At 62.9% G+C, this 13,818-nt stretch carries 19 protein-coding genes and 1 pseudogene; 6 read left to right on the top strand and 14 right to left on the bottom strand.

Going from position 1 to position 13,818, the window contains the following annotated elements:
• Positions 1–81: 81 nt before the first annotated feature.
• On the bottom strand, positions 82–381 hold the full coding sequence (locus ACVWW1_RS16350) for an ArsR/SmtB family transcription factor (RefSeq protein WP_456656690.1): 300 nt from the start codon (positions 379–381) through the stop codon (positions 82–84).
• Between the two features lie 108 nt (positions 382–489).
• Here ACVWW1_RS16350 and ACVWW1_RS16355 point away from each other — a divergent pair, with 108 nt between their 5' ends.
• From ACVWW1_RS16355 to ACVWW1_RS16375, 5 genes are all read left to right on the top strand, one after another.
• Positions 490–1,776: an NAD(P)/FAD-dependent oxidoreductase gene (locus ACVWW1_RS16355; protein ID WP_456656538.1), complete on the top strand. Its 1,287-nt coding sequence runs from the start codon at positions 490–492 to the stop codon at positions 1,774–1,776.
• Positions 1,773–2,216: a thioredoxin TrxC gene (trxC, locus tag ACVWW1_RS16360; protein WP_456656539.1), complete on the top strand. Its 444-nt coding sequence runs from the start codon at positions 1,773–1,775 to the stop codon at positions 2,214–2,216. The genes ACVWW1_RS16355 and trxC overlap by 4 nt, the downstream gene beginning before the upstream one ends.
• Before the next feature lie 28 nt (positions 2,217–2,244).
• Positions 2,245–2,448 carry a YgaP family membrane protein gene (locus ACVWW1_RS16365; protein WP_456656540.1) on the top strand — a complete coding sequence of 68 codons (204 nt, stop codon included), beginning with the start codon at positions 2,245–2,247 and terminating at the stop codon, positions 2,446–2,448.
• Between the two features lie 40 nt (positions 2,449–2,488).
• Entirely contained in the window at positions 2,489–2,878 is a 390-nt protein-coding gene (locus ACVWW1_RS16370; RefSeq protein WP_456656541.1) for a DUF302 domain-containing protein, read from the top strand.
• A gap of 241 nt (positions 2,879–3,119) precedes the next feature.
• Positions 3,120–3,329 (top strand): hypothetical protein, encoded by a 210-nt coding sequence (locus ACVWW1_RS16375; RefSeq protein WP_207837030.1) that lies wholly within the window; start codon positions 3,120–3,122, stop codon positions 3,327–3,329.
• Positions 3,330–3,380: 51 nt separating this feature from the next.
• Here the strand turns inward: ACVWW1_RS16375 and ACVWW1_RS16380 are convergent, their stop codons facing one another.
• A complete protein-coding gene (locus tag ACVWW1_RS16380; RefSeq protein WP_456656542.1) occupies positions 3,381–3,722 on the bottom strand; it encodes a rhodanese-like domain-containing protein in 342 nt (113 codons plus the stop codon).
• Between the two features lie 185 nt (positions 3,723–3,907).
• On the opposite strand from ACVWW1_RS16380, the gene ACVWW1_RS16385 reads away from it, so the two are divergent.
• Entirely contained in the window at positions 3,908–4,225 is a 318-nt protein-coding gene (locus ACVWW1_RS16385) for an ArsR/SmtB family transcription factor (RefSeq protein WP_176532071.1), read from the top strand.
• A gap of 24 nt (positions 4,226–4,249) precedes the next feature.
• Here ACVWW1_RS16385 and ACVWW1_RS16390 read toward each other — a convergent pair whose 3' ends face one another.
• From ACVWW1_RS16390 to soxY, 12 genes and pseudogenes are all read right to left on the bottom strand, one after another.
• The gene (locus tag ACVWW1_RS16390; RefSeq protein WP_456656543.1) at positions 4,250–4,792 is read right to left on the bottom strand and encodes a YeeE/YedE thiosulfate transporter family protein; all 543 of its coding nucleotides are present in this window, start codon (positions 4,790–4,792) and stop codon (positions 4,250–4,252) included.
• 4 nt (positions 4,793–4,796) lie between these two features.
• On the bottom strand, positions 4,797–5,348 hold the full coding sequence (locus tag ACVWW1_RS16395; RefSeq protein WP_456656691.1) for a YeeE/YedE thiosulfate transporter family protein: 552 nt from the start codon (positions 5,346–5,348) through the stop codon (positions 4,797–4,799).
• A gap of 112 nt (positions 5,349–5,460) precedes the next feature.
• Positions 5,461–6,547 (bottom strand): annotated as a pseudogene (locus ACVWW1_RS16400) (YeeE/YedE family protein).
• A gap of 116 nt (positions 6,548–6,663) precedes the next feature.
• Positions 6,664–7,107: a DsrE family protein gene (locus ACVWW1_RS16405; RefSeq protein WP_456656544.1), complete on the bottom strand. Its 444-nt coding sequence runs from the start codon at positions 7,105–7,107 to the stop codon at positions 6,664–6,666.
• Between the two features lie 8 nt (positions 7,108–7,115).
• Positions 7,116–8,021 (bottom strand): alpha/beta hydrolase, encoded by a 906-nt coding sequence (locus ACVWW1_RS16410; RefSeq protein WP_456656545.1) that lies wholly within the window; start codon positions 8,019–8,021, stop codon positions 7,116–7,118.
• Between the two features lie 14 nt (positions 8,022–8,035).
• Complete coding sequence (locus ACVWW1_RS16415; protein WP_456656546.1) at positions 8,036–8,500, bottom strand: DsrE family protein; 465 nt, start codon at positions 8,498–8,500, stop codon at positions 8,036–8,038.
• Positions 8,497–9,189: a c-type cytochrome gene (locus ACVWW1_RS16420; protein WP_456656547.1), complete on the bottom strand. Its 693-nt coding sequence runs from the start codon at positions 9,187–9,189 to the stop codon at positions 8,497–8,499. The genes ACVWW1_RS16415 and ACVWW1_RS16420 overlap by 4 nt, the downstream gene beginning before the upstream one ends.
• Positions 9,173–10,444, bottom strand: a complete 1,272-nt coding sequence (soxC, locus tag ACVWW1_RS16425) for a sulfite dehydrogenase (protein WP_456656548.1) — start codon at positions 10,442–10,444, stop codon at positions 9,173–9,175. The genes ACVWW1_RS16420 and soxC overlap by 17 nt, the downstream gene beginning before the upstream one ends.
• Before the next feature lie 4 nt (positions 10,445–10,448).
• Positions 10,449–12,140 (bottom strand): thiosulfohydrolase SoxB, encoded by a 1,692-nt coding sequence (soxB, locus tag ACVWW1_RS16430; protein ID WP_176532080.1) that lies wholly within the window; start codon positions 12,138–12,140, stop codon positions 10,449–10,451.
• A gap of 27 nt (positions 12,141–12,167) precedes the next feature.
• Positions 12,168–12,989 (bottom strand): sulfur oxidation c-type cytochrome SoxA, encoded by an 822-nt coding sequence (gene soxA / locus ACVWW1_RS16435; RefSeq protein ID WP_456656549.1) that lies wholly within the window; start codon positions 12,987–12,989, stop codon positions 12,168–12,170.
• 26 nt (positions 12,990–13,015) lie between these two features.
• Positions 13,016–13,342, bottom strand: a complete 327-nt coding sequence (soxZ, locus tag ACVWW1_RS16440) for a thiosulfate oxidation carrier complex protein SoxZ (protein WP_176532082.1) — start codon at positions 13,340–13,342, stop codon at positions 13,016–13,018.
• Between the two features lie 18 nt (positions 13,343–13,360).
• The gene (gene soxY / locus ACVWW1_RS16445; protein WP_456656550.1) at positions 13,361–13,813 is read right to left on the bottom strand and encodes a thiosulfate oxidation carrier protein SoxY; all 453 of its coding nucleotides are present in this window, start codon (positions 13,811–13,813) and stop codon (positions 13,361–13,363) included.
• Between the last annotated feature and the right edge of the window lie 5 nt (positions 13,814–13,818).

The raw sequence follows: 13,818 nt of genomic DNA on the forward strand, positions 1-13,818 counted from the left end.
TGCGCCTCTGTCATCTCATCGGTTTTACAGGATGGGGCGTTGATCTCGCTCAAGGCGCCGCCACGCGATCGCTCGTAACTTTCATCTCGTTCTTGCGGATTTCGGTGCGCAAAATACCTGATAGAGCGTCTTCAGCACCTCACGCGCCGGCTCGCTTGCGATCGAATAGAAGATCGTCTGCGCCTCCCGGCGGGCGGACACCAGACCATCCTTGCGAAGGAGCGCAAGGTGCTGGGAGACCGTCGAATCCCGCAGGCTCAGGAATTCGGCGAGTTCACCGACCGACCGTTCGCCGTCAATCAACTGGCAGATGATCAGAAGCCGATGCCGGTTCGAGAGCGCCTTCAGCAACTCGGTCGCCTGATCGGCCGCCCGCTCCATAACTTCACTATCTATCTTCATACTTGCGTATATACGCATAACCGAATATATCGTCAAGTGTAGAAGGGCCGGGACGGAACCGGCGATCGACATCCAACGGAGGTACCCATGGCGGAAATTGTTGTAATCGGAGCCGGTCTGAGCGGAACGCTGATGGCCTATGAATTGCTGCCGCAGTTACGAAAGGATGACCGCCTGAGCGTGATCTCGCATGGCGCTGTCTATCACTTCGTTCCGTCCAATCCTTGGGTGGCTATCGGCTGGCGCAAGCGAAACGAGATCGAAATCAATCTCGAAGAGATCATGAAGCGCAAGGGCATCCGCCTGCTGACGCAGGGCGCCAAGCGCGTGCATCCGGCCCAGAATCGCGTCGATCTCGGCGACGGCACCTCGATCGACTACGACTACCTTGTCGTCGCGACAGGTCCCGAGCTTGCCTTCGACGAAATTCCGGGCCTCGGTCCGCAAGGGCACACTCAATCGATCTGTCATGTCGATCACGCCTCGCGAGCCTACGAAGCGTTCGAAAGGCTTGCGGCCAATCCCGGCCCCGTCGTGATCGGCGCGGTTCAAGGCGCCTCGTGCTTCGGGCCGGCCTACGAATTCCTCTTCATCCTGGAAACTGAACTGCGCCGCCGCAAGCTGCGCGACAAGGTGCCGATCACCTTCGTCACTTCGGAGCCCTACATCGGCCATCTCGGATTGGATGGCGTCGGCGACACCAAGAGCATGCTCGAAAGCGAGATGCGTGAGAAGCACATCAAATGGATCACCAACGCGCGCGTGGACAGCGTCGGGCCTGGCACGATGTCGGTGGAGGAATTCGCCGAAAACGGTACGGCGCACAAGGCGCACGATCTGCCTTTTTCGTATTCGATGATGCTGCCCGCGTTTCGCGGTGTCGAGGCGGTGCGCGGCATCGAAAAACTGACCAATCCGCGCGGTTTTGTCATCGTTGACAAGCACCAGCGCAACCCCGCCTACCAAAATGTATTCGCCGTCGGGGTGTGCGTGGCAATCGCGCCGGTCGGAGCGACGCCAGTGCCGGTCGGCGTCCCGAAGACCGGCTTCATGATCGAATCCATGGTCACAGCGGCTGCAATGAACATTGGTGCCCTGCTCCGCGGCCAGGAACCCAAGACGCAGCCGACGTTGAACGCGATCTGCCTTGCGGACTTCGGCGACTCCGGCGTCGCATTCCTGGCACAGCCGCAGATCCCGCCGCGCAACGTTAGCTGGTCGTCCAAGGGCGAGTGGGTCCACTACGCAAAGGTGGCCTTCGAAAAGTACTTCATCCGCAAGATGCGGCGAGGCGAGAGCGAGCCGTTCTATGAACGATTCGTGCTCGACAGGCTGAACATCGCCAAGATCAGGGAGGTTCGAACTGGCACATGAGTGAGACATGCCGGATCGTCTGTGGGTATTGCGGGCGGACCAACCGCCTGCCCGCCGAGCGCGCGCCGGCGGCCGCGCGATGCGGTGCCTGCCGCCAGGCGATCTTCACCGGTCTTCCGATCGAGGTCGACGAAGAAGGTTTTCAGCGTCATGTCGCGAACAGCGACATCCCGGTCCTGGTCGATGTATGGGCTCCGTGGTGCGGACCCTGCCGCGCCATGGCACCAATGTACGAGCGCGCTGCGCGCGAACTCGAGCCGAAGGTTCGGCTGCTGAAGCTCAACTCCGACGGCGCGCCAGGCCTCTCGTCGCGCCTCAACATCGCGGGGATTCCCACCCTGCTGCTGATGCGTGGCGGCCGGGAAATCGCCCGCCACGCCGGCGCGATGGATGCGCGCAGCATCGTCGCCTGGACCCAGGCTGGCCTGACAGGTTCGTAAGACCGTACCCCTTCAATAGGAGCATGCCATGAATGTCGATAAAGCCGTTCTCGCCTTCGCAGGTTTCGTCGTCCTGCTTGGACTCGCACTGGGGACTTACGTGAATGCGTACTGGTACCTGCTGACGGCGTTCGCCGGGCTAAACATGTTGCAGGCCTCGTTCACTGGCTTCTGCCCCGCTGCGATCGTGTTCAAGAAGCTGGGCCTGCGCGGTGGCTGCGCGTTCCCGTGAGCTGGTACGGAGAAGAACACCCAATTCGACGGAGACAGCCATGACCTATCACTTCTCGAAAACCGTCGACCTGCCGTTCGAGGCAGCGGTGGCGGCCACGACCGAAGCCTTGAAGCACCATGGCTTCGGCGTGCTCACCCAAATCGACGTTAGGGACACCCTGAAGAAGAAGCTTGGGGTCGAGGTTCGGCCATATCTCATCCTCGGGGCATGCAATCCCGAGCTCGCCTACGAGGCGCTGAGCCTCGAGGACAAGATCGGCACCATGCTTCCCTGCAACGTCGTGGTTCAGCAGCGCGAGGGCGGCAAGGTCGAGATTTCGGCGGTGGATCCCGTCGCTTCGATGACGGCGATCCAGAATCCGAAGCTCGGCGCCCTCGCGGGTCAAGTTCGCGAGTTGCTGAAGCAAGTCGTCGCCGAGATTGCGTGAGACCCTTCGCACAGATTGCAGAGGCCGACCATGACCGACGATATCATCATCGAGGGACCTGTTTCTCACTGGCAGTAGCTGAGGGCGACGACAAGCGGCGGCTGGTGAAGTTCCTGCGGCCAATGATTGATCATACATTGTCCAACATGCGGGACCATGTTCAAGCCTTGCAGGAGAGTCAGTCCCAACTTGGGATGGGCCATGCCGACGACGCCGCGAGGATCGCGGAGTCGAGCTGTGGATGTCGTCCCTGAGTCTGCACGGCGGCGCCGAGGTTACCAGGTACATGCCCGATGGCATGCAGGATGCGGGCTCGGCGATCGATCGCGCAGCGAGCCGTTTCGCTATCGCGGCTCAGGACGTCGGCGTCAGGGGCGATCTCAAGCCGGCCTCGTCCGGACTAACGGAGATCACGACGCCATGTGTAAGTTGCCGTGCCGGTACCGCCTGAGGTGACGACCCGTGCCGCCGATCGCGCGGAGTTCATTAAACCCGCAGACGCCTAGACAACGGCGCCTCCGCGAGAGCGCCAGCCGCTCATGCCGCCCTCATAGTGGCGCACGTTCTGCTGGCCGGCGGCGAGTGCACGGCGCAGCGCAGTCGCCGAGCGACCACCTGCCCGACAAATCAGGACGACCGGCTTGCCCTGCGCCAATCTCGCTGGATCGAACTGCGACAGCGGATGATTGAGAGCGCCCGGAATGTGGCCGTTGCCGAATTCGTGCGGCTCCCGGACATCGACGATCGTGCAGCTCTTCTCGCGATGCGACTGCACCAACTCATCGTGATCGATCGCAGCAACGCTGGTTGCCCCCGCGAACTTCTTCAGCAATCCTGACAGCACGGCAGATACCTCTTCTTTGCTTTGCTTGGCTGGCCGAGCCGCCGTACCGCCAACATATTCGAATTGTCGAATATATTCAACCTTGTTGGATCAAGCGATCGCGGGATCACGCTCGAACTTCGCGAAAGAAACGATGCCCGCGCGACCCTTGACGATGGAATGCCGAATGCTATTGAAGGCACCAGATGCGCAAGCCGGACACTCAGATCCTGGAGAAAAAAGCAAGCGAGCTCGCCGCGCTGATGCGCATGTTTGCCAATGAGCATCGGCTGCTGATCCTGTGCCAGCTGGTCGAGGTCGGCGAAGCGAGCGCCGGCCCCCTCGCGGACTCCGTCGGGATCTCACCCTCGGCACTCTCGCAGCATCTTGCAAAAATGCGGGGCGAAGGGCTGGTCGCCTCCCGGCGCGACAGCCAGACGATCTGGTACCGCATTTCCGACCCGCGCGTGGAAGAGCTGTTTGCCACCCTGCACCGGCTGTATTGCAGCAGGAAGGCTCGCTGAGCCGCCTTGCTGACGCCCGGCGTTTCAGGCCCGCTTCGGCTGACTCGTCTCGACCCACCAGAAGAACAATCCGGCCCCGATCGCGAGCACGATGAACCACGCAGCGTCCGGCACACCTGTCAGATCTGGCAACCGGACCTTGCCGAGCGCCCAGACATTCAAGACATGTCCCTTGAGCCAGTCGAAACTCAGCGCATACAGAATCGCGCCGGCTACCATGCCGAGGGCACCGACCAACGCATGAACGCTGCCGGTCGCGATCGCGCCGAGAGCCGTTCCGGGGCAGTAGCCGTAGACCACCATTCCGACGCCGAACAGCGCCGCGCCCAGCGCGACCGCGAGCATGTTGGCATCCTTGACGTAGTATTTGGAGTTGCCGGTATCGACCAGCAGCAGGACGCCGATCCCCCCGACCACGATCGCGGTGCCCATGACCTTGAGGACCGTGAAGTCGCGCAGGCGGAACTGGTTCTCGATCACGTTGCAGCTCGTTACATTTCCCCGCTGCAGCAGGAATCCGAAGACGGCTCCCATCGCCAAGGCACCAAAAATCGCAAGCATCGTCATCTCCTCAGAACTTGCGGAACATGATGGCCGACACGACGAGGCCGGTTGTGAACATCACGCCCAGGAACAGCCAGCTCGACAGTGCAAGCTGAAGGCCGCCCGAGATGCCGTGGCCGCTGGTACAACCGCCGGCGAGGCGCGCGCCGTACATGATGACGGCTCCGCCGAAAAAAGCGGCGATGAAACGCTTCGTGACCGATGGACCGAAGCGATCCTTCCATACCTCGGGAACGAGCTCGAGACGCCAAGTCCCCGAAAGCACGGCCGACACGAAAGCGCCGAAGGGGATGCCGACCAGGAACCAAACACCATAGTCCCACTTCAGCGGCATGCTCTTCCAATAGTCGTTCTGAGCAACCGCATCGACGCCGATGAACGGCGTCGCAAACAGCGACGCGATGCGCGAATAAGCGGTGGTGACGCCGAGCGGATCGCCAAACAAACCGAACGCGATCCAGCTCAGTATGCCGATGCCTGCACCGACCAGATAAGGGGACCAGTCGAGTCGAGCGCTTCGCGGCACATCCCGCGCGATATCGTGAGTGATAGTCGTCATGGTGCGTCTTCCCCGAAAAATGCGGCGCCTGTCGCGGCCGCAGCCATCAACCATCGATCCTCTTTATATTCAAAAATCGGAATTTAGCAATCGCTAAAATAGCATGCAGTCTTCAGCTGCCCTCGGCCCTGGCGGCGTGACGCACCCACGGCGACCAGCCGCGGTCGACGAGCTGATCGGTGACCGCCGCGCCCGTCCACATGCCCATGAGCACGAGCCATGCCGTCACGGCGAACACCGAGGCGCCTGTGATTCCGGCCCCGACCGCGCAGCCACCGGCCAGCATCGCACCGAACCCCATCAGGACGGCACCGATCAGGTAGCGGCGCATGCCCAATCCGTCGGAGAAGCCCTCCAGCCGAACCTCATGTCCGTAGGCGGCTGCAACGAAGGAGCCGAGAAACACGCCCGGGATGATGCCGAGATCAAAATCAAGATGGATATTGGGACTATTAAGCACCACGGCCAGGACCTCGGCAGACGGCCCGCTGAATGCGAGACTCTTCAGCGCCACGGGAGCAAAGGAGGATTGCGATAGCTGATAGGTGAAAAGCCAACCCGCGACGACGGCCAGGCCAGTCAGCAGCGCAGACCAGAGCAGCCGCGGAGCAAGACGGCTGCGGAACGCGAAACCAAATCCGGCCCAGCAGCCAGATGGCGCTGAAAGCAAGCTTTTCCGCCGTCCCCCCGCCCACGAGGCTCATGATGTCACGCGAAGGGCCGCCGTTGATCAGCCAAAGATTGGTCAGCCACTCCCGAGCAGGTGACAGCCCCCCGCGATAGGCCGCTTGCGCCGCAACAGCGAACACCAGACCAGATAAGAGCGCGCGCAGGTTACCGTTCGCCGAAAGCACCAGCAGGCGGCTCGCGCAGCCTCGCGCCAGCACCATACCGCAACCGAACACCAAGCCCCCGATCAGCGCGCCGGAGATACTGCCCTGCTGTGCAAGCTGACGCGCCTCGGAGACGTCAAGCCATCCGAGCGCAACCAGCAACTGCGTTCCCATCAGAGCGCCGGCAAAGGTCAACAACCAGACCGCCAATCGCTGCCCTGCTTGCCCGCGCGAAAACTCGATCGCCGCGGCGCGTAGGCAGAATCGGCTGCGTTGAGCGAAGAAGCCGAAAAAGCCGCCGATCAGAAGCCCGCCGATCCACGACAGCAGATCCTCACCTATGAGATCGGCAATCGACGTCAGCACGTTCGCTACGACTCCCTTGTGATTTCCCCAGTCTATCGATCCTGTATTCTCCCCAAATGAGCCAGATCAAAACCAACCCAGATGACGAACAGGGCGATAGCGCATTTCCGAAGCGCTCAGGGGCGCAGATAGGCATATCCCTGCTGTTGCAGCTCGGCGAGCCGCACCACGCCGCCCTTCTCGGCCACTACGAAGCCGGGCGTGAGATCGTCGAGCTTGACGCCCTGCGCCTTCATGGTGTTGGCGCAGGCGTCAAAGCCGACGCCGGCGTCAGCAAGCTTCTTCATCATGTCGACGGTGTGGTCTTCGGCGGCGAGCGCATGAAAGGCGCGCAGCGCCGGCCCATGCACGACCAGCCTGATGTCGGCCTTGCCGGGCCCGCCGACGCCGTCGACATGGTTTTGGAGATTGCCCAGCACGAAGACGACACGATCGGCATCGGCGAGATGATAGACGACGCGCTGCCGGGTGGACGCTTCCGTCGCAGCCGTCGCTTCGCGCACGGCGAAGACGCCAAAGAGTCCGGCAAGGCTCGCGCGAAGCATGGATCGACGCTGCATGGTCCCTCCTATCTTGTTTGCTTGATGAATTCAGCGATGCGGTCGGCCACGTCTTCGGCGAACAGGTCGCGGAAGAAATGATCGGCATCCTCGATCTTATCGAGCTGCACCCGGCCGCCACTCGAATCGGCCGTTGATGCGAAGGACGCTACCACATCGGGCACGACCGTATCCTTCGTTGCGGCAAGCACCAGCACCGGCAGCTTCATGCGCGCCACCAGCGCCGCAGTGTCCTGTGCGGCGTCGGCGGCATAGAAGGACGCAAAGGCGCGCGCGGTCACCACGGCGTTGCGGCAATAGATGAAGCCCGGGGCATCCATCCATTCTCCGCCGCGTCCCGCCGCCACGGCTTTGGTCGCCTTCTCGAGCAGCGGCTCGAGCGGCTTGCCATAGGTCTGGGCGTAAGAGGCGCGCAAATCAGCCTCCGCTTTTGCGGTTACCGGTGCCAGCAGCACCGCGCCCGCGACCGGCGAAGCTTCGCCTGCCGTCAGATAGCGCGCCACCTGGTTGCCGCCGCGCGAATGGCCGAGCGCGACAACGAGCCGGGACATGCTCTTCGCCTTCGCGACCCAGGCGCCAATCTCGGCAACCGCGTCCCCGGCGACATAGTCGTGCCGCGTCGCGCAGTCGTACATGCCCTTGCGGCGATCGAGCCCCAGCGACAGCGTATGGGCGAGCGACGCGATGCCGCGCTGTTCGAGCGCCTTCGCGATGCCCTGGATGACTTCCATATCCTTGTGCGCGAGCGTGCCGTGGGTCATCACGACGAGCGGCGTATTCGGTCCCATCGCGGTGGGCGTGCGCAGTGTCGCGAGCGTCGTGCGGCCGTCGATCGACAGCTCAAGCTCCTGCTCAGCGGCGCCGACAGACCGGACGAGAAGCAGCAAGACCGCCCATCCCATCAACCATCGCATCGGCGGCTCTCTCCTCAGGGACGGACAATCGTCCAGTTCTTTTCGGCAAGATCCATCAGCATGGCAACCCCGACCTGGGTGACGCTGATACCCTCGATCAGCGGCGGCCGCTTGCCCTCCTTCACCGCCAGCGTCTCCAGCGTATTGCCGCAGGCGATGAAGCTCACATTGGGCATCGATTTCAGGAAGTTCACCAGGCGCTCCTTCACCTGCGAGCGGTCCTCGAGCAGCATGTCGAGGCCGCCATTGAAGGCGACCACCACGATCTCGACGTCTTCGCCCTGCCCGGAATAATGCCGCGAGACATTGGCCGCAACATCGAGGACGGCGCGCATCTTGACCGGGTCGTCGTCGCTGATCTGCAACACGAGCCTATGCGACTCCGCCGCCCGGGACGGAGCGGCGAGACTCGTCACGATGAAGGCCGCAGCGAGCAGACCGCGAAACAATCCACGGCGGCTCGCCAGGCCGCGCGTCATTCCACGCCCCGCGGCTTCCCGTCCTTGCCGTCCTCAGGCGTTACATCGATGACGGCGGCACGCGCGGTGATCTTCACCGGCGCTATGCAATCCTTCATGCAGGGATCCTTCTGCCAGAAGGATTTCTCGCTAGTGGCGCGATCGTCCATCACAAAACCCTGCTCGTTCGGCATCTTGATCGTGGCAAGGTTCTTGTTGGTCAGCTCGAAGTTCTGGTCGGTGACCACATCGTTCAGGTAAAGGACATAGGCGACCAGCGCATAATATTCGTCGACCGAGAACGACTCGGCGTTGCCGTAAGGCATGGCGTGACGGACGTAGTCGAACACGGTCGAGGCGTAGGGCCAGTACGAGCCCACCGTCTTGACCGGATTGTCTGATGTCAGCGAGCCCTTGCCGCCGGCCAGCACTGGCCAGCGGCCGTTGCCCTCACCGAACTCGCCGTGGCAGCTCGAGCAGTTGTCCATGAAGAGCTTTTCGCCCTGGGCGACCGTGCCCTTGCCCTCCGGCAGGCCCTGGCCGTCGGGCCGCACGTCGATATCCCAGCCGCGGATTTCGTCCGCGGTCGGCGCACGTCCGATGTGATAGCGCGGACCGCTCTTGGCGTCCGCCTTCTGTTGCGCGAGCGCCGGCGCACACAACGCGCACGCGAGCAGTGCGATTGCAGCGAACTTAAGCGACTTCGACATTCTCGACCTCACCATTGGCCTGCACATGCCAGGTCTGGATGCCATTGTTGTGATAGATGGAGTTGACGCCGCGGATCTTGCGCAACTCGGCCTTGCTCGGCTGCACGTAACCGGTCTCGTCCTGGACGCGCGATTGCAGCAGCAGCGGCTCGCCGTTCCAGTCGAATTCGTAGTAGAAGCGCGTCAGCGCCTTGTCGAGGACGGGTCCATCGAGCCGCGTCGGCCACCAGTTGCGGCCACCGTCGAGCGACACGTCGACGCGCTTGACCTTGCCGTTGCCGCTCCAGGCGAGCCCGGAGATGATGGTAAAGCCCTTGCCGTGCTTGATCGGCGCCTGCGGGCTAGGGCTCGTGATCACCGATTTGGCGTCCATCGACCAGGTGAACCGGCGCGCCTTGCCACTCGGCAGGAGATCCGTGTATTTCGAGGTCTCCTCGCGGGTATGCCAGGGCTGGTCGCCGACCTTGATGCGACGCAGCCACTTGACCCAGAGATTGCCCTGCCAGCCCGGGACCACGAGGCGCATCGGATAGCCCTGCTCGGGATAGAGCGCCTCGCCGTTCATTTTGTAGGCGATGATGCAGTCATCCAGCGCCTTCTCGATCGGCAGACTGCGATCCATCGCAGCCGCATCGGCGCCCTCGACCAGCAGCCATTTGCCGGTTGTCTTGACGCCGGCTTCCTCGAGCAGCGTGCGTAGCGATACGCCGGTATACTGCACGCAGTGGATCATGCCGTGGGTGAACTGGCAGCCGTTGAGCTGCGCGCCGCGCCACTCCATGCCCGAATTCGCCGCGCACTCCATGAAGTGGATGCGGTTGACGCGCGGGTAGCGCTTCAGCTCCTCCAGCGTCAGGATCAGCGGACGCTCAACAAGCCCGTGAATCATCAGGCGATGATCCGCCGGATCGATCTCGGCGATGCCGCCATGGTGCCGCTCGAAGCAGAGGCCGTTGGGTGTGATGATGCCTTCGAGCTCATGCAGTGGCGTGAAGCTCACCGAGGACTCGCGCGAGGCGGTCAGCCATTCAACGTCGCGCCGGATGACGTCCTTCTCGAACTTCGACGGCTTGCCGTACGGGCGCACGGCGACACCCTCGCCGAGCGCCTTGGTCCATTCCGGCACGTTCGGCGGCTGGTTCGCCGGGTTGCCGCTGCCCGCTAGGGCGGGCTTTGCGAGCACCGACGCCGCAACGCCGGCGCCAGCGGCCAGGAAACCGCGTCGGGATTGCCGGGGACTGTCCATCTTCGACATCGCTTTACGCTCCGGTCACTTTGACAGCTCTGTTGGGTTCGAGGCGCACCGTCTTCTCTCTGGCCAAATAGTTGGCGATGACCTCCCAGATCGGGGGCCCCTCGGTTCCTTCGTTGACGCTGGCCCAGCCGGCGACCTGATACTCCCTGACGGGATCGATCGGCGCGCCGCTCTTGACCATCTGCATGTCCGAGATGCGGCTGCCCTGCGGCTTCGTGACGTCGATCGCGTAGGACAACCCGCCGATCCGCACCATGTCGCCGCCCTGCTGATAGTAGGGATCGACGTTGAAGAGATTGTCGGCGACGTCCTCGATGATCTCCTTCAACCGCGTCCCCGTCATGCCCATGCGATAGACGGCCGGATAGGTGATCGCGGTCGCGTTGGTGACGTCCTCGAAGGTGATGTCCTGTCCGGGCAGCACGCTGGTGCCCCAGCGGAAGCCGGGCGAGAGCGCGATCTCGGCATCGCGCTCCTGCACCAGCGCCTGGCAGATCAGGTCGTCGAACGTGCCGTTGAAATTGCCGCGCCGGTAGAGCAGCGAATCCGTCTTGCCGAGCACGCGGGACAGCTCGGCCGCATAGGGCTTGCGCACCTCCGCGATCTTCGCGGCCATTTCGGCGTCCGCCGCGATCACATCGGAGAACAGCGGAATGAGCTTGTAACGGAACGCCTTGACCTCGCCGTCGCGGACGTCGAGATCGAGCCGCGACACGAACTTCCCGGACGAGCCCGACGCGATCAGCAGGGTCTTGCCGACCTTCACCGCCTCGGGCAGTGCATCATGGGTGTGCCCGGTCAGGATGACGTCGATGCCCTTGACGCGGCTCGCAAGCTTGCGGTCGACGTCGAAACCGTTGTGTGAGAGCAGCACGACGAGCTGCGCGCCGTCCTTGCGCGCCTTGTCGACCTGCGCCTGCACGTCCTCCTCGCGCACGCCGAACGACCAGTTCGGAATCATCCAGCGCGGATTGGCGACCGGCGTATAGGGGAAAGCCTGGCCGAGCACCGCGATCTTGACGCCGCCGCGCTCGATCATGGTCGAGGCATCGAACGCCGCCTCGTTCCATTCGGTGTCGCGGATGTTGAGGCCGAGGAACGGGAAACCGAGGCCCTCGATCGCCTGCTTGACGCGCTCGGTGCCGTAAGTGAACTCCCAATGTCCGGTCATCGCGTCGGGCCTGAGCAGCGCCATGCAGTCGATCATGTCCTGGCCGCGCGTCTTCAGCGACGACCACGATCCTTGCCAGGTGTCGCCCCCGTCGAGCAGCGCCACCTTGTCGCCGCGCTCGGCGCGGATGGCCTTGATCACGGTGGCTGCGCGATCGAGGCCGCCGATCCGACCGTAGCTCTTGGCCAGCGCCTCGAAGTCCTCGGAGGTCAGGGCGTAGGCGGCCGACGAGCCGGGCGCGATGCCGAAGCGCGCGAGAAACTCTTTGCCGGTGACGTGCGGCGGCAGGCCCTTGGCCTCGCCCACGCCGAGATTGGTCGAGGGCTCGCGGAAATACAGCGGCATGAGCTGGCCGTGGATGTCGGTCACATGCACCAGCGTGACATTGCCGAGCGGCTCGAATGCCAGTAATTCCTTCTCGGTCAGGCGCTGCTGGGCCACCGCCCGGGTCAGGCCGGAGCCGACACCGGTCGAAAGTGTCGCCGTTGCCGCAGCAACCTGAATGAACTCGCGGCGAGAGATCATGCGCAATGCTCCTGCATGCTCATCGTTTCAATTGCGCACCGACGGCGTCTCGACGGGCAGTCCGATGCCGCGCCAGGCGACATAGAGCTCGAGCGCTAGAAATTCGTCCGACAGCGGCTTGAACGGCTCGGCGCGCACGTCGAACATGCAGCCTTCGAAACGCTCATGCAGCGGCACCAGGCGCTGGTCGCGCAGCCGATAGGTCGGAAAGCCGTTGGTCTGGCCCTGACTCAGGAAATCGGCGCGCATGAACTTGCCGTTGTTGCGCTCGTGGCAGGATTCGCAGGCGAGATCGAGCTGGCCGTAGCGCGTGTAGTAGATCTGCTTGCCGCGTTCGAACCAGGTCGACATCGGACCGTCGGTCTTCACCGAGACCTTCATGCCGTGCGACTGGTAGCGCACGAAGGTGGTCATGTCGGTGAGTTCCTGGGATTTGAACTTCCAGGGTTCCGCCTTCATGTTTTCGGTGCGGCAGATGTTGATGCGCTGCTCGAGATTGACCGGCTTCTTCAGCTTGTCATCCCATTTCGGCATGGCGGCTCCGACGCCCTTCATGCTGGTCTCGGCCTCGCCGTGACAGCTCATGCAGGACTTGCCCGCGCTGCCCTCGGCCTTCTTCCAGGCATCCGCCGCACGCTCCACGGCGAGGAAGCCCGGATTTTCGAGATCGTCGTCCTGTAGCGCTCGGGTCTCCTTGCTGCGAAACTCGTAGCCGGAGATTATAGTCTTGAAGACGTGGCCGGGCGGCGCCGCGATGCCCTTGCGCTCGGCCTCCTGCGCGGACGCGCAGGTCACAACTGATACGCTGGCGGCAAGCACAGCAGCGAGACCGAGATATCGCACCGGCATCCGTGCTCTCCCTTGCTTCGGGCGCTTCACGCCTTGAGCGCGATCTTCTCTTCAGCGGTGATCACCGTGCCGTCGTCGTCCGTCCAGGAGAACTTGAACGTTCCGGCTTCGTCGATCTTGGCATCGAACTGGATGTAGGGATTGGCCGAGATCGCCGGCTCGAGCGCGCAAGCGAACACCGGCTTGCCGTTGAACTCGCAGGCGAACTTGTTGATGATCTTGCGCGGAATGGTCTTGCCCTGCGCGTCCTTGCGCTGGCCGGATTCCATGACATGCGAGACCAGGGTCTTGATCTGGATGACCTCGCCCTTGGCAGCTTCCTTCGGAAGCTTGATGCGCGGTTTGTCTGCCATCTTTCCTCTCCTAAGCCCTTAGCCGCCGCAGCCGCCAATTGTGACTTTCACAGTCTTCTGCTCCGTGAACAGCGAACCGTCGCTCATCTTCGCGATCGCAACCACGTTCTGCGTGGTCGCGAGCCGGATTCGGATCGAGGCTTCCGCCTTGCCCGATAGCGACGTGAAGGACAGCGTCGCAACGCCCGCGTTTGGGTTGCCGTCGGCGAGGATGATGACCTCCTTGACATAGAAGTCCGCGGTCATCGGGCTCTCGATGTTGATCGACAACGGCACCGTGTTGCCGTTCTCCGCGATCTCCGGCAGGTCGAGCGAAATCTTGCCCTTGGCGGGTTGCTTGCCGCCGGTGAACTTCTCGATCCACTTGGCCGCATCATTCGTGACTTCGGCATCGGCCGCCATGGGCATCAAGGTCAGCATGACAAAGCCGCCCCCGAGCGCAAATGCTTGCCGTCGATTGATGGCTTTCATTCCTG

It is taken from the genome of Bradyrhizobium sp. JR3.5 (genome assembly GCF_054057015.1).

Bases quoted from the DNA above. Each gene is read 5' to 3' on its own strand.
- ACVWW1_RS16350 (WP_456656690.1), bottom strand. From the start codon at position 381: ATGGAGCGGGCGGCCGATCAGGCGACCGAGTTGCTGAAGGCGCTCTCG.
- ACVWW1_RS16355 (WP_456656538.1), top strand. From the start codon at position 490: ATGGCGGAAATTGTTGTAATCGGAGCCGGTCTGAGCGGAACGCTGATG.
- trxC (WP_456656539.1), top strand. From the start codon at position 1,773: ATGAGTGAGACATGCCGGATCGTCTGTGGGTATTGCGGGCGGACCAAC.
- ACVWW1_RS16365 (WP_456656540.1), top strand. From the start codon at position 2,245: ATGAATGTCGATAAAGCCGTTCTCGCCTTCGCAGGTTTCGTCGTCCTG.
- ACVWW1_RS16370 (WP_456656541.1), top strand. From the start codon at position 2,489: ATGACCTATCACTTCTCGAAAACCGTCGACCTGCCGTTCGAGGCAGCG.
- ACVWW1_RS16375 (WP_207837030.1), top strand. From the start codon at position 3,120: ATGTCGTCCCTGAGTCTGCACGGCGGCGCCGAGGTTACCAGGTACATG.
- ACVWW1_RS16385 (WP_176532071.1), top strand. From the start codon at position 3,908: ATGCGCAAGCCGGACACTCAGATCCTGGAGAAAAAAGCAAGCGAGCTC.
- ACVWW1_RS16390 (WP_456656543.1), bottom strand. From the start codon at position 4,792: ATGACGATGCTTGCGATTTTTGGTGCCTTGGCGATGGGAGCCGTCTTC.
- ACVWW1_RS16395 (WP_456656691.1), bottom strand. From the start codon at position 5,348: ATGACGACTATCACTCACGATATCGCGCGGGATGTGCCGCGAAGCGCT.
- ACVWW1_RS16405 (WP_456656544.1), bottom strand. From the start codon at position 7,107: ATGCAGCGTCGATCCATGCTTCGCGCGAGCCTTGCCGGACTCTTTGGC.
- ACVWW1_RS16410 (WP_456656545.1), bottom strand. From the start codon at position 8,021: ATGCGATGGTTGATGGGATGGGCGGTCTTGCTGCTTCTCGTCCGGTCT.
- ACVWW1_RS16415 (WP_456656546.1), bottom strand. From the start codon at position 8,500: ATGACGCGCGGCCTGGCGAGCCGCCGTGGATTGTTTCGCGGTCTGCTC.
- ACVWW1_RS16420 (WP_456656547.1), bottom strand. From the start codon at position 9,189: ATGTCGAAGTCGCTTAAGTTCGCTGCAATCGCACTGCTCGCGTGCGCG.
- soxC (WP_456656548.1), bottom strand. From the start codon at position 10,444: ATGTCGAAGATGGACAGTCCCCGGCAATCCCGACGCGGTTTCCTGGCC.
- soxB (WP_176532080.1), bottom strand. From the start codon at position 12,140: ATGATCTCTCGCCGCGAGTTCATTCAGGTTGCTGCGGCAACGGCGACA.
- soxA (WP_456656549.1), bottom strand. From the start codon at position 12,989: ATGCCGGTGCGATATCTCGGTCTCGCTGCTGTGCTTGCCGCCAGCGTA.
- soxZ (WP_176532082.1), bottom strand. From the start codon at position 13,342: ATGGCAGACAAACCGCGCATCAAGCTTCCGAAGGAAGCTGCCAAGGGC.
- soxY (WP_456656550.1), bottom strand. From the start codon at position 13,813: ATGAAAGCCATCAATCGACGGCAAGCATTTGCGCTCGGGGGCGGCTTT.